At 71.0% G+C, this 13,393-nt stretch carries 13 protein-coding genes; 8 read left to right on the forward strand and 5 right to left on the reverse strand.

What is annotated here, in order from left to right; all coding sequences use genetic code 11:
* Positions 1–12 precede the first annotated feature (12 nt).
* A complete protein-coding gene (locus tag OG587_RS45125; RefSeq protein ID WP_329085122.1) occupies positions 13–1,890 on the forward strand; it encodes an ABC transporter ATP-binding protein in 1,878 nt (625 codons plus the stop codon).
* 144 nt (positions 1,891–2,034) lie between these two features.
* On the opposite strand, the gene OG587_RS45130 is transcribed toward OG587_RS45125, so the two are convergent.
* A complete protein-coding gene (locus OG587_RS45130) occupies positions 2,035–3,507 on the reverse strand; it encodes a peptidoglycan D,D-transpeptidase FtsI family protein (RefSeq protein WP_329085123.1) in 1,473 nt (490 codons plus the stop codon).
* 376 nt (positions 3,508–3,883) lie between these two features.
* On the reverse strand, positions 3,884–4,246 hold the full coding sequence (locus OG587_RS45135; protein ID WP_329085124.1) for a MerR family transcriptional regulator: 363 nt from the start codon (positions 4,244–4,246) through the stop codon (positions 3,884–3,886).
* A gap of 101 nt (positions 4,247–4,347) precedes the next feature.
* Between OG587_RS45135 and OG587_RS45140 the strand changes: the two genes are divergently transcribed.
* Entirely contained in the window at positions 4,348–5,286 is a 939-nt protein-coding gene (locus OG587_RS45140; protein ID WP_329085126.1) for an aldo/keto reductase, read from the forward strand.
* Between the two features lie 131 nt (positions 5,287–5,417).
* Here the strand turns inward: OG587_RS45140 and OG587_RS45145 are convergent, their stop codons facing one another.
* Entirely contained in the window at positions 5,418–6,074 is a 657-nt protein-coding gene (locus OG587_RS45145) for a TetR/AcrR family transcriptional regulator (RefSeq protein ID WP_329085128.1), read from the reverse strand.
* Positions 6,075–6,143: 69 nt separating this feature from the next.
* Between OG587_RS45145 and OG587_RS45150 the strand changes: the two genes are divergently transcribed.
* The 4 genes from OG587_RS45150 to OG587_RS45165 all read left to right on the forward strand — a co-directional run bounded on the left by OG587_RS45150 (position 6,144) and on the right by OG587_RS45165 (position 10,166).
* On the forward strand, positions 6,144–7,469 hold the full coding sequence (locus OG587_RS45150) for a GH1 family beta-glucosidase (protein ID WP_329085130.1): 1,326 nt from the start codon (positions 6,144–6,146) through the stop codon (positions 7,467–7,469).
* Positions 7,470–7,723: 254 nt separating this feature from the next.
* Entirely contained in the window at positions 7,724–8,404 is a 681-nt protein-coding gene (locus tag OG587_RS45155) for a GAP family protein (RefSeq protein ID WP_329085132.1), read from the forward strand.
* A 255-nt stretch (positions 8,405–8,659) separates the two neighbouring features.
* The gene (erm, locus tag OG587_RS45160) at positions 8,660–9,490 is read left to right on the forward strand and encodes an ErmE/ErmH/ErmO/ErmR family 23S rRNA (adenine(2058)-N(6))-methyltransferase (protein WP_329085134.1); all 831 of its coding nucleotides are present in this window, start codon (positions 8,660–8,662) and stop codon (positions 9,488–9,490) included.
* Between the two features lie 238 nt (positions 9,491–9,728).
* The gene (locus OG587_RS45165; protein ID WP_329085136.1) at positions 9,729–10,166 is read left to right on the forward strand and encodes an HIT family protein; all 438 of its coding nucleotides are present in this window, start codon (positions 9,729–9,731) and stop codon (positions 10,164–10,166) included.
* On the opposite strand, the gene OG587_RS45170 is transcribed toward OG587_RS45165, so the two are convergent.
* Both OG587_RS45170 and OG587_RS45175 read right to left on the reverse strand, forming a co-directional pair.
* Complete coding sequence (locus OG587_RS45170) at positions 10,163–10,747, reverse strand: hypothetical protein (protein WP_329085138.1); 585 nt, start codon at positions 10,745–10,747, stop codon at positions 10,163–10,165. The genes OG587_RS45165 and OG587_RS45170 overlap by 4 nt on opposite strands.
* A 148-nt stretch (positions 10,748–10,895) precedes the next feature.
* Positions 10,896–11,246 (reverse strand): NADPH-dependent FMN reductase, encoded by a 351-nt coding sequence (locus OG587_RS45175; protein ID WP_329085140.1) that lies wholly within the window; start codon positions 11,244–11,246, stop codon positions 10,896–10,898.
* A 54-nt stretch (positions 11,247–11,300) separates the two neighbouring features.
* Between OG587_RS45175 and OG587_RS45180 the strand changes: the two genes are divergently transcribed.
* Positions 11,301–12,155 carry a helix-turn-helix domain-containing protein gene (locus OG587_RS45180; protein ID WP_329085142.1) on the forward strand — a complete coding sequence of 285 codons (855 nt, stop codon included), beginning with the start codon at positions 11,301–11,303 and terminating at the stop codon, positions 12,153–12,155.
* Positions 12,156–12,511: 356 nt separating this feature from the next.
* Positions 12,512–13,366, forward strand: coding sequence for a hypothetical protein (locus OG587_RS45185; protein WP_329085144.1), 855 nt, complete (start codon positions 12,512–12,514; stop codon positions 13,364–13,366).
* Positions 13,367–13,393: the final 27 nt, after the last annotated feature.

Here is a 13,393-nt window from a genome sequence, read left to right on the forward strand (position 1 = left end):
CACACTGCTCCCATGACAGACTCCCCCGCCGCCCCGGCCCCCGAGCTTGGCGAGCTCAGCCTCTCCGAGTGGTACGCGCACACCGACAAGATGACGAAGGTCGGCTTCCTGACCATCGCCCGCAGGCTTCCGGCGCTGGTGTCGCAGGCCGTCAGGCTGGCTTGGCTGGCCAGCCCCCGTGACACCGCCGTCGCGATCACCCTGAGCCTGCTGAGCGGGGTGTTCACCGCGTTCGGGCTGCTCGCCACGACCGGGGTGCTGTCGGCGCTGTTCGAGGCGGGACCGACCCCCGACCGGGTGCGGGCCGCCCTGCCCAGCCTGATCATGGTGGGGGTGGCCGCGACCCTGCGCACCCTCACGCAGGCGGGCGCGGGCTGGGCACAGTCGCGACTGGAGCCCCAGGTCGGCCGGATCGCCGAGGAACGCCTGTACGGGCTGACCAGCCGGGTCGGCCTCGCGGCCTTCGACGACCCCGACTTCCACGACGCGCTCCAGCGGGCCAGGGCGCGCGGGGTCTCCATGGCGGACGAGGTGGTGGGCACGGCCATCAACACGCTGACCGCGATCATCGGCATCGTCGCCGCGGCGGGCGTGCTGGGGGTGCTCCATCCGGTCCTGCTGCCGCTGCTGGTGCTGGCGGTGCTGCCCGACGCGTGGGCGGCGGTCCGCTCGGCACGCATGCGCTACACGACCATGTACTCCCTGATACCGGCCAGACGCCGTAAGTGGATCATCGCGGAACTGCTGGCGGAGCGCGACCCGGCCGCGGAGGTGCGCTCGTTCACCATGCGCGGCTTCCTGATGCGGATGTACGACGCGGTGGCCACGGCCGAGCAGACCGTCATGCTCGGCCTGGCCCGGCGGCAGATCCTCGCGCGGGTCGTCGGCGAGGCGCTGGGCGGCATCGGCACGGCCGTGGTCTACGTCGCCCTGGGCGTGCTGCTCGCGGTGGGCGCGGTCCCCCTGGCGGTCGCGGGCACCGCCGTGCTGGCGATCCGTTCCGGCCAGACCTATCTGGCCAACCTGATGTACGCCACGAACCGCCTCTACGAGGAGGGCCTCTACTTCACCGACTTCCTCGACTTCTGCGCCGAGGCCGAGAGCAGGCTGCCCGCCGGACGCCCGGCGAGTGCCCCGGAGAGCTTCGAGCGGATCACCGCCGAGGACGTCGTCTTCACCTACCCGGGCTCCACCGGCCCGGCGCTCCAGGGGCTCACGGTGACCATCGACAGGGGCGAGGTGATCGCCCTCGTCGGGGAGAACGGCTCGGGCAAGACCACGCTGGCCAAGATCCTGTCAGGGCTGTACGAACCGGACAGCGGCCGGGTCAGCTGGGACGACACGGACCTGGCGGACGTCGACCCCGACGAGCTGCGCAACCACATCGCGGTCATCGCCCAGGACCACACGCGCTGGCCGCTGACCGCCCGCTACAACATCAGCATGGGCACCGACAAGGGAGAGCCCGCGCTCGTCGCCGCGGCCGAGGTCGCGGGTGCCGACCAGGTGGTGGCCGAGCTGCCGCACGGCTACAGCACCCTGCTCGACCGGCGTTTCAAGGACGGCCACGAGCTGTCCGGCGGCCAGTGGCAGCGGATCGCGGTGGCCCGCGGTTTCCACCGGGACGCCCCGCTGCTGATCTGCGACGAGCCCACCGCGGCCCTGGACGCCCGCGCCGAGCACGCCCTGTTCGAACGCATCCGGCAGCACGCGGACGGGCGCACCGTGCTGCTGATCACCCACCGGCTGGCGAGCGTCCGCTACGCCGACCGGATCTACGTCCTCGACCATGGCAAGGTCGTCGAGCACGGCACCCACGACGAGCTCATGGGCCTCGACGGCCTCTACGCCGACCTCTACGGTCTCCAGGCCAGGGCCTACTCCGCCTGACTCCGGGACGGCCTCGACGACGGCCTCCGTCACCTCCGGGCGGGAACCTTCCCGCTTCGACATCACCTCCGGGCGAGAACCTCCTCGCTCCGACGTCGTCCAGGGCCAGGACCCCTCGGCCCGACGTCGCCTTCGGACCAGGGGCTACTCGGCCTGGCCGCCCAGGAAGGCCTCGATGACGGCCCTGGCGATGGGTGCCGCCACCCGCCCGCCCGGCCCGCCGCCCTCGACCAGGACCCCGACGGCGATCCGGGGGGAGGCGGCCGGGGCGAAACCGCTGAAGACGGCGTGGTCCTCGCCCGAGACGGCGTTCTCCGCGGTACCGGTCTTCCCCGCGACCTTTCCCCCCCGGACGGCCGCGGCGGCGCCGGTCCCTCCCCTCCCGGTGACGGCGATCATCATCTCCGTGAGCCGTTCGGCCTCCTCGGCGCTGAGCGCGCGGCGGTACGGCGAGGGCTCGGTCACGTCGATCACCGTGCCGTCGACGAGGCTGACCTCGTCCACGAGGTGGGGGCGCATCAGCGAGCCGTCGTTGGCCACCGCCGCCGCGATCATCGCGATCATGAGCGGGGTGGCCCGGACGTCGAACTGGCCCAGCGCCGACATCGCGGTCTGCGCGTCGTCCAGCACGGGGGGATAGACGCTCCTGGCCACCGGCATGGGCACCTCCAGGTCGTCGGTGTCGAATCCGAAGGCCTCGGCCTGCTCACGCAGCGCGTCCTGGCCGAGGTCGACCCCGATCTTCGCGAAGGGGGTGTTGCACGAGAGCTTGAACGCCCGGAGCAGCGGAAGGGCGCCGTCACCGCAGGCGGCGCCGCCGGAGTTGCGCAGGTAGGTGCCGGTGCCGGGAAGGCGGAAGGCCTTCGGGGCGCTGACGCGGGTGTCGAGGTCGTACCGCCCGGAGCCGAGTGCCGCCGCACTGGTAATGATCTTGAAGGTGGATCCAGGCGGGTAGTTCCGCTGGATCGCCCGGTTCAGCAGCGGGTCCGCGGGGTCGCCCTGCAGCCGCTTGTCCACCCTGTCGAGCCCGGCCGCGTCGAAGCTCGTGTAGAGGTTCGGGTCGTACGAGGGCAGCGAGACCATGGCGAGGATCGCGCCGGTGCGGGGATCGATCGCGACGACGGCGCCGGGTTTTCCCGTGGCGCGCAGCCCGTCGTAGGCGGCCCGCTGGGCGCCGCGGTCGACGGTGAGCCTGAGTGTGGCGCCGCCGCGGGTGCCGTCGACCAGCCCGCGCACCTTCACCCGGGGGTCGTTCCCGGACAGCAGGGCCTCCTCGGCCTGCTCGACGCCGCCGGTGCCGGTGCCGTAGAGCGAGAAGTGCCCGGTGATCGCGGCGTAGAGCGGACCACCGGGATAGACCCTTCGGTATCGGTAGGTGGCGCTCCTGGCCTTGCGGCTGGTCGCGATGACGGTGCCGTCGCGGAGCAGGATCCTGCCCCGGGGGCTCTCGAAGCGCGCGATCATCGTCCGCTGGTTGCGCGGGTCCTCGTTGAGCCGCTCGGAGTCCAGCGCCTGGAGGTAGGTCACGTTGGCGAGAAGGGCGAACAGCATCCCCCCGCACATCAGGGCGACGTGGCGCAGCGGAATGTTGATCCGGCGCGCGCGCGGTGCGACCATGGCCCCTCCCCGGACACCCGACCCCGAATACCGGTTTAACAGCCGGACCGAAAAGGGCACCTCGACCAGGGGCAAAGCCGTCGTACGGCTTCTGAACGGCCATAAGCCTCAGGGCTTACGGCAAGCCTCAGGGCTCACGTCCGGCACGAACCGCGCGGTCATCCGGCCCCCGCCGACGCGAGTCACACGATTTCCGGCCTCCCGCCGACACGGACGGCGCGGTTCCCGCTCTTCCACCGGCACGAGTCACGCGGCTCTCAGCCTCCCGCGACGCGAGTCACGCGGCTTCCGGCTTCCGGCTCCCGGCTCCCGGCTTCCGGCTTCCGGCTTCCGGCTTCCGGCGACGCGGACCGCGCGGTTTCCAGCCGCGCGGTTTCTAGTCGACCACCGAGCGGTAGTAAGCGATCTTGTTTCGGATCGCCACCTGCTTCTCGCGCAGGTTCTCGACCTGCTCCTGCACCCGCCGGTCGTGGGCTTCGAGCAGCGCGATGCGGTCGCGGACCGTGTGGTCACCCGCCCTGGTCATCTCGGCGAAGCGGAGCATCTCCGCGATCGGCATGCCGGTGTCGCGCAGGCAGCGGACCATGCCGAGCCAGCCGACGTCCTCCTGGGTGAACCGGCGCTGCCCGGCGGCGTTGCGGCCGATCGACTCAAGCAACCCGATCCGCTCGTAGTAACGAAGCGTGTCGAGGCTGAAGCCGGTCTCCTCCACCACCTGTCCCGGTGTGTACACACTCACACCGGGCAGCATTTCACCTGAAACCCACTCCAGGTCAAATTCCACCCTCTCCGGGCGGCCCACTTGCCCTGGAGTCCACTCCAGCATCCAGGGTGGTGTCCATGACACACATCCCCCTCGCCCTGGGCACCATCCCCTTCGGCACGACCCTCGACGACAGGGCCGTCTTCGCGATCCTCGACCGGTTCGCCGACGCCGGAGGCGCCCTGCTGGACACCGCGAACAACTACCCGTTCTGGAACGAGGGCGCCACCGGCGACGAGAGCGAGCTGGCCATCGGCCGCTGGCTGGCCGCCCGGGGCAACCGCGACCGGATGGTGCTGAGCACCAAGTGCGGCGGACGGCCGACCGTCCCCGGTGACCGGACCCTGGACTCCGCCGAGGGCCTGTCCGCCACGGCGATCGCCGCCGCCGCCGAGGGCAGCCTGCGGCGGCTGGGCACCGACCACGTCGACGTGTACTGGGCGCACATCGAGGACCGCTCCGTTCCCCTGGAGGAGACCCTGGGCGCCTTCGCCGAGCTGGCCCAGGCGGGCAAGGTCCGCGAGATCGGCGCGAGCAACGTGCCGGCCTGGCGCCTGGAGCGCGCCCGCGCCACTTCGCGGGCGAACGGCTGGCCGCTCTACACCAACGTGCAGCTCCGCCACACCTACCTGCGGCCCCGGCCCGGGGTACGGCTGCCGGAGTCGGGTCACGTCCTGGTCCAGGACGACATGCTCGACTATCTGCGCTCGGAGCCCGGCCTGACCCTGTGGGCGTACAACACGCTCATGTTCGGCGCCTACACCCGCGAGGACCGGCCGATCCAGGACGTCTACGACCACCCCGGCACCGTGCGCGGGCTCGCCGTGCTCCGGGAGATCGCGGGCGAGCTGGGCGCGACCGTCAACCAGGTGGTGCTGGCCTGGCTGGTCGGCGGTGACGTGACCACGGTCCCGATCGTCGGCGTGAGCTCCCTGGCCCAGCTGGAGGAGGCCCTGGGCGCCCTGGACCTCAAGCTCGACGGCGAGCACCGCGCCCGCCTGGACGCCGCCCGCTGACGGCGTCCGCTTGAACGCCGCCCGCTGACGGCGTCCGCTTGAACGCCGCCCGCTGATGGCGCTCACCGTCAGCACTCACCGACGATGGCCGGTCCCGCCGGCCGACCCCGCCGACGGGCCGGCGGGAACCGTCATTCCTGGGGCAGGTGCGCCGACAGGTAGCGGCGGACCAGGTGCTTGCACTCGGCGATCAGCTCGGGGTCCCCGTCGGGCAGGGAGCGGAAGGCGAGCTTGAGCACCGCGTCGGCGGCCTCGACCGCGACGAAGAGCGCCCGGTCCAGCTCGGGTCCGATCGGGGCGCCGAGCAGGTCGACGGTGATGGTGCGGAGCCGGTCGGCCACGATGGCGTTGTTCTCCAGCGCGGCGTCGAGCATGCGGTTGGTCCCCTTGAGGATGGGACCGCCGGGCGCGGCGAGCACTCCCCCGAAGTCGACGACCGCGAACCCCGGCGTGGACCGCTTCATCGCGACGAACTCGTCGATCGCGAGGTCGACCATCTCCGTCCACTCGGACAGCCGCACCTCGGAGAGCCTGGCCGTGACCCGGCCGAGGAACGCCTCCAGATTGCGTATCGCCAGCGCGCGTACAAGCCCCTGCTTATCGGGGAAAAACTGGTAGAAAGTGCCGATCGGCACCTCTGCGCGGCGCGCGACCTCCTTGGTGGTCAGCGCCTCGTAGCCGACCTCGTCCAACAACCGCGCGCACTCGTCCAACATGCGCTCCACCCGTTCCAGGCTGCGGCGCTGAGCGGGTCGGCGGCGAAGCGTTCCCCCGGAGACGTTCGTCATCTCCCCATCATCCCCCACGACAAGCCGGGGGATTAACATGAGCCAGACTCACACTATTTGGAGGCCGGGATGTTTCTGTGGGGCACGGCGACCGCGTCCTACCAGATCGAGGGGGCCGTCGCCGAGGACGGGCGGGGCATCTCGATCTGGGACACCTTCACCCGCGAGCCCGGCCGCGTCCGCGACGGCGACACCGGCGACGTGGCCTGCGACCACTACCACCGCTGGCCGGAGGACCTCGCGCTGATGTCCGATCTCGGGGTGAACTCCTACCGCTTCTCCATCGCCTGGCCGCGCGTCCAGCCCGACGGGAGGGGCGCGATCAACCAGGCGGGCCTCGACTTCTACGACCGGCTGACCGACGCGCTCCGCGAGAGGGACATCGTCCCCGCCGCCACGCTCTTCCACTGGGACCTGCCCCAGCCACTGGAGGACGAGGGCGGCTGGCTGAACCGCGACACCGCCTACCGTTTCGCCGAGTACGCCGCGGCCGTGGCCGACCGGCTCGCCGACCGGATCCCCCTGTGGATCACCCTGAACGAGCCCTTCATCCACATGGTCTTCGGCTACGCCCTGGGCACCCACGCCCCCGGCAGGACCCTGATCCTGGACGCGCTCCCGGCCGCCCACCACCAGCTGCTCGGACACGGCCTGGCCGTACGGGAGCTCAGGGCGCGCGGCGCGGAGAAGGTCCTGATCACCAACAACTGCACCCCGGTCTGGCCCGCCTCCCCGGACCCCGCCGACCTGGCCGCCGCCGACGCCTACGACACCCTGCACAACCGCCTGTTCAACGACCCCGTACTCCTCGGCGCCTATCCCGACCTGTCCGCGTACGGGGTGAGCCTCGACTGCGTCCGCGACGGCGACCTGGACCTGATCGGCACGCCCCTCGACGGCATCGGTATCAACTACTACAACCCCACCCGGATCGCCGCGCCCACCGGCGAGGGCCTTCCCTTCGAGGACGCGGGCGTCACCGGCTACCCCACCACCGCCTTCGGCTGGCCCGTCGTTCCCGACGGCCTGCGCGAGCTCCTCTCCGGCCTCAGGGCCCGGTACGGCGACGCCCTCCCGCCGGTCTACGTCACCGAGAACGGCTGCTCCCAGCCCGACGAGCCCGGCACCGGCGGGACGGTGGACGACCAGGACAGGATCGCCTTCCTCGACGGCCACATCGGGGCCGTCGAGCGGGCGCGGGCCGAGGGGGTGGACGTGCGCGGCTACTACGTCTGGTCCCTGCTGGACAACTTCGAGTGGGCCGAGGGCTTCAGCCAGCGCTTCGGGCTCGTGCACGTCGACTTCCCCACCGGTACGCGCACCCCGAAGGCCTCCTACCACTGGCTGCGCGATCGCATCTCACGGAGCCGGCCCGGCACGCCCTCCCCGCCGTGACGGCACGGCGCGGGCGGAACTCCCCGCCGCGCCCGGCCGCACCGCGGAACGGCCACCGTAGTCCGAAAGATGTACGGCGGCTTCGGCGTCACGCAGGAGGTCATACGGGGTCCGACATCACATGATCGGAAGTGAGAAGAACCGGAACCCAACCGATCACCCCCGTACCCGCCCCCACGGCCGTGACCGGACGCGCGGACCACGCGGGGTACGCGGGGCCGCCGTGCCCCGGGCATCACCGACGGAGAGCGAAGTTGACCACCGAACTGGTACTGACCCTGGGAGCCCTGGCGCTCGTCGACAGCACGAGCTTCGGGACCCTCGGCATTCCCGCCTACCTGCTGCTCGCCTCGGACCGGTCACCGGCCGGCCGCCTGCTGGTCTACCTCGCCACGGTCGCCACCTTCTACTTCGCCGTCGGCGTCGCGCTGATGCTCGGGCTGGCCACGGCCCTCGACGCCTTCGAGGAGGCTTTGTACAGCCGCACCGCCAACTGGATCCAGCTGGCGATCGGCGTGGGGCTGTTCCTGCTCAGCTTCCGTGTCGACTCCAGGCGGCGGAAGGAGAAGGAGGGCCCGAGTCGCTGGGAGCCTCGCCTCGGCGGGCCGGGGGCGATGGTCCTCCTGGGGCTGACCGCCGCCCTGCTGGAGGTCGCGACGATGCTCCCCTATCTCGGCGCGATCGGTTTCATGACCGGCGCGAGCCTGCCCGCCGCCCGGTGGGTGCCGCTGCTCGCGGGCTACGTGGTCGTCATGATCCTGCCGTCGCTCGTGCTGCTCGGCGTCAAAACCGTCGCCGGAGGTTGGCTGGACCCGAAGCTGGAACGGCTGCGCACCTGGATGCGCAGGCACTCGGCCTCCGCGATCGGCTGGACCCTGGGCATCGTCGGCTTCCTCGTCGCCCGCGACGCGGCGGCCCGCCTGTTCATGACCTGAACCCGGCGTTCACCGGCCACACCGCCCGATCGGAGCCGGCGGAAAACCCGTTGCGAGGAAACGAGACGGGTCGTACCGTATAGGGCCATGTGCATGTACTTCGCCGGCAACATGTTCGGCTATGTGATCCGTCCCCGCGACAGCCGGCCTCCGGCCCGCTAGGGACGCTCACCCCTTCTCCTTCTCCACGCGTCCCGACGCGCGCCCAGGGCCTCCGAGACCTTCTCTCACCTCGGACCCGAAAGGGCGAAAGCTGTGGCGCACTCCTTCGCGCACGGAAACCATTCACACACCCAGAGAAAGGTCAGGAACGGCGGTGGCCGCAGTGACCGCGACCGGGCCAGGCGCACTCTCTCGCAGAACTTCCTCGTCGATCCGCACGCCGTCCGGCAGATGGCCGGGGCGGCCGGGTCGCACGAGCTGCTCCTGGAGCCGGGCGCGGGCGAGGGTGCCCTCACCCTCGCCCTCGCGAGAAACTGCGCCAGGATCGTGGCGTACGAGATCGACCCGCTGCACGCGGGCAGGCTCGCCGCCCGCACCCGCGGCGACGACAGGATCGAGGTGGTCAGGGGTGACTTCCTGACCGCGCGGGTCCCGCGCGAGCCGTTCGCGGTCGCCGGGAACATCCCGTACTCGATCACCTCAAGGATCGTCGACTGGTGTCTGCGCGCGCCCGCGCTCACCTCGGCGACCCTGCTCACCCAGCTGGAGTACGCGCGCAAGCGTTCCGGCGACTACGGCCGCTGGAGCAAGCTGACCGTGCTGACGTGGCCCGGCCACTCCTGGGAGCTGGCCGGGCGCGTCGGCCGCGCGAGCTTCCGGCCGGTGCCCGCCGTCGACTCCGCGATCCTGCGGATCGAGTCGCGTCCCGTCCCGCTGCTGCCCGGCGGCCGGGACGCGGCCTGGCGGGAGTTCGTCGAGTACGGCTTCACCGGGCTGGGCGGTTCGCTGCACGCCTCACTGCGGATGCGGTACGCGCCCCACCGGGTCGACGCCGCGTTCGCGGAGGCGCGGGTGGACCGTGACACCGTGGTGGCGTTCGTCCATCCCGACCGGTGGCTGACGCTCTTCGAGCTGCTCCACTGAACAAACACCTGGGAACCCCGGGTCCGGCCCGCCCCGGCGGCCGGACCCGGGGGCTCCCACCTGTACGACGAACGGGACCCCCGAAAAACGACATCCCACCTTTGCCGGCCGCTTCCGTCTGCCGGAGCAGGAGCCGGATTGACCCGGAGCGGGAAGTGGAGTCATGAGATCTCGTAACATCGGCCTCATGATGACTTCCACGGATTGTTATCCGTGCGATCAGGAAGCGCGGTTCGACGTGTCGCCTCCGCGGGAGCGGATCGCGTTCGACGACCACTGGCGGGTGGCACACGCGATCAACACGGCGCTGCCCGGGTGGCTGGTGCTCGTCCCCCGCCGCCATGTCACGACCATCGCGACCCTGACCGACGCCGAGGCGTCCTCCCTCGGCCTCTGGCAGACCCGGCTGTCGCAGGCGCTCCACGAGGTGACCGGCTGCGTGAAGACGTACGTGGTGCAGTTCGCCGAGCTGGAGGGCTTCAGCCACGTGCACTTCCACATCGTGCCGCGCATGAGCGACCTGCCGGGCGAACTGCGGGGACCCAGGGTGTTCGGGTTCATGAACCGTACGTGCGGCGAGCACGTCACCGCCGAACAGATGGACGAGACGGCCGTCAAGCTCGGCCAGGCCCTCCGGGGGGCCACCGTCGGGACCGTGCCACGAGCCGGAACCTAATCCTCGTCCTCGTCCTCGTCCTCGTCCTCGTCCTCGTCCTCGTCCATGTCCATGTCCATGTCCATGTCCATCCACAGCGGACTCTCGGCGCCTTTGGCCCTCATGGCCGCCCGGCGGATCCTGGCCGCCCCGTACTCGCCGGGCGCGAGGCAGTCCGGGCACGGAGGAGTGCCGTGGGCATTGGGCATGTATCTCCAGCCGGTCACCTGGTTCACCTCGCGGACGCGATGGATCTCCTTCGCGGTGATCGCCCGGGGAACGAAGACCTCGTACCCCCGGGCGTCGTCGTATCCGGCGATCAGCGCGGCGGCCTCGGCGCTGGAGACCTCCCCGTGCTCTCTCCCGTAATGGCCCACGAACACCGGCTCGTCGTCGGGCACCCGGAAGTCGACGGCCGTCACCGTACGGCGTCCACCGCGTTTCAGCTCGCGAACCCACTGGTGGGTGAGCTGGTAGGAGGGCAGGACCGGCAGGCAGAACAACCCCGGCACGCCGTCGCGGTTGCGGCTTCGCGCGCGGATTCCGGCCCGCCGCACGGATCGGATGTTCTTGGCCGCGGTGAGATGGACGAACAGTGTCATGGGGTCTGCCCTCCGGGATATGACATCCGGTCTTCCAGAAGCGCCCCACCTCCCCGCGAGGACTCACGAAAATCCGTGAAGATCAGTCAGAGCGTGGCGGCAGCCTAACCCGGCGCGCGGCTGCGGCAAACGGCTTTTCTGGCGGGCCCTACCCCCGAGGGGCGTACGGACGGTCGCGGCGGGCGTCGTGGAGGATCGAGCCCCACCAGAGGAGCTCGTCGAGCATCGCCTTCGCGGCCCCGTTGGGGCCCTCGGGATCCTTGAGAGCGCCGTCGGGACTGAACAGCTCGTAGTACCGGGGGAAGGTGACGTAGTTGCGGACCGTGTGGGCGTACAACTCGCCGAAGACCTGGCGCAGCTGCTCCACCGCCAAGAGGCCGCCGCTCCCCCCGCTGTAGCCGACGAAGCCGATCGCCTTGGCCTCCCACTCGGTGTAGTGCCAGTCGATGGCGGCCTTCAGCGAGGCCGGGCGGGGCGGAGACCAGGAAGACCGGACCAAGACTGGTAGTGGCAGGGCCACGACCCCGGCCGCCACAGCTGTTACGTTCGGAACGTGAGCGACAACGAGCTGGGCATGTTCCTGCGCATCCGCCGTGAAGCCGTCACACCCGCCGAAGTGGGACTGCCCACCGGCCCTCGCCGCCGCACGCCGGGCCTGCGCAGAGCCGAGCTGGCCACGCTCGCCGGAGTCAGCGTCGAGTACCTGACCCGGCTGGAGCAGGGGCGCGACCGCCGCCCGTCGGCGCCCGTACTCTCCGCACTGGCCGGCGCGCTGCGGCTGACCGCGAGCGAACACATCCACCTGCACCGGATCACCAAGGCGGCCGACGGCGGCTTCACCTGCATGGGCGACGCGATGCCGGCCCGCGCGGTGCGCCCCACCGTGCGGGCACTGCTCGACCGGCTGGAGCCCGCGCCCGCCCTGCTGCTCAACCGGCTGAGCGAGATCCTCGCCTGGACCGCCGGGTACGAGCGGCTGGCGGGACCGATCGGCCTGCTGGACGGCAACCCGCCGAACCTCGCCCGCTTCGTGTTCGCCGACGACCGGGCACGGATCGCCTACCCCGACTGGGACCGTGTCGCCGACGAACAGGTCGCCGCCCTCAAGCAGGGACCTTTCCTGGCGGACCGGCACATCGCGATGCTCGCCGACGAGCTGACCGTCACCGCCGGGGCGGCTTTCACCGGACGCGTGGACACCCTGCCTGGCCTCCCGGAATCCAGCGGCGTCACGCGGCTGGTCCACCCCGACGCGGGCGAGCTGCGCCTGGCGTACGAAACCCTCGAACTGCCCGCCGACGACGACCAGCGCCTCATCGTCCATCTCTCCGCCGACGACGCCACCTCCGCCGCGCTCGACCGCCTCGCCGGCCTCCGTCCGGGCGCGCTGCACGCGGTGTCCGGCTGACACGGGACGCGTCGCCCACCGGCACAGGCCGGGTGACGCGGGGCCCCTCCTGCGGCGCGTCGCGACAGGCCTGAGCCCGCCCTCCCGTACGAACGCCCCCCACGGACCGGGCGCCCCTTACCGGTCACAGCGCCGGGGACACGGACCGTGCCCCGCAGACGGCCACGATCAAGTTCGTATCAGCGTGGCTCCCCCCGTTGTGCACCACAACCGACATAATCGAGACGATCAGCCTGGTCAGAACGCACACGCGATGTCCTCATCCGGGTCGTCCCGGGCGGATCCCCCTCCACCGACACCCACGTCACGCCACGTGACGACCGTAGAGCGCCCCGAGCGTCCGGCAGGAGGAGCGTATGCATCTCGCCATACGAATCGGAGTGGCCACCAGCCTCATGGCGGCCCCGAGCGCCCCGGCCGAGCCGGCCGCCCCACCCGCTCCCACGCCTGCCGCCACGACCAATGTCAAAGCCACCCCCGTCGCCAAAGCCACCCCCGTTGCCACGGCGACCGTCAAAACCACTCCCGTCGCCATGGCAACCGCCAAAGCCGCTCCCACGCCTGCCGCCACGGCCAATGCCACCCCCGTTGCCACGGCAACCGCCAAAACCACTCCCGTCGCCACGGCGACCGCCAAGGCCGCTCCCACGCCTGTCGCCACGGCCAACGCCAAAGCCACCCCCACTCCCACCCCCGTCGCCATGGCCGCCCCCACCCCGACACCCAGCGCCAGCGCCAGCGCCACTGCGATCGCGAGCGCGAGTGCGACCTCGACCGCGACTCTTACCACCAAGACCAACCACACGGTTTCACTGCCTCCGATCGGCGGCAGGAACACCATCCCTCCGGCACTGAAAAAGGTCCCGTCGCTCCGTATCCGCCCCCTGTGGCCCCGCCAGGCCAGCCATGTCCGGATCTTCGCGCACTGCCCTCCGAAGTCGAACCACGCGATCATCGGTTCCACCGCGTTCAACCTGAAGGGGTCGAGACGCATCTACCGGGAGGTGGGGCTGGGACTCTCCGACCGGGGGCTGGGGCACCGCGCCGCGTCCATCTCCTACTACGCTCTTCCGGGATTCCACGAGGCGTGCCTGACGTGCGTGAAGGTCACGATGAACCAGGAGACCCGCATCAGGCGGATCCGGGTGCTCGGCCGGGACTCCACCCCCCTCTACGTGCGAAGGTTCAGCATCTGGCAGTTCTTCGACTAGCGCGTTCCCTCGGCCCGAAGTGCTCCG

Origin of the sequence: Streptosporangium sp. NBC_01469, assembly GCF_036227305.1 — a bacterium.
Taxonomy (GTDB): Bacteria; Actinomycetota; Actinomycetes; order Streptosporangiales; family Streptosporangiaceae; genus Streptosporangium.

Excerpts from the sequence above, each read along its gene's own strand:
- OG587_RS45145 (WP_329085128.1), bottom strand. The coding sequence starts at position 6,074 with ATGACGAACGTCTCCGGGGGAACGCTTCGCCGCCGACCCGCTCAGCGC.
- OG587_RS45170 (WP_329085138.1), bottom strand. The coding sequence starts at position 10,747 with ATGACACTGTTCGTCCATCTCACCGCGGCCAAGAACATCCGATCCGTG.
- OG587_RS45185 (WP_329085144.1), top strand. The coding sequence starts at position 12,512 with ATGCATCTCGCCATACGAATCGGAGTGGCCACCAGCCTCATGGCGGCC.
- OG587_RS45140 (WP_329085126.1), top strand. The coding sequence starts at position 4,348 with ATGACACACATCCCCCTCGCCCTGGGCACCATCCCCTTCGGCACGACC.
- OG587_RS45125 (WP_329085122.1), top strand. The coding sequence starts at position 13 with ATGACAGACTCCCCCGCCGCCCCGGCCCCCGAGCTTGGCGAGCTCAGC.
- OG587_RS45130 (WP_329085123.1), bottom strand. The coding sequence starts at position 3,507 with ATGGTCGCACCGCGCGCGCGCCGGATCAACATTCCGCTGCGCCACGTC.
- OG587_RS45150 (WP_329085130.1), top strand. The coding sequence starts at position 6,144 with ATGTTTCTGTGGGGCACGGCGACCGCGTCCTACCAGATCGAGGGGGCC.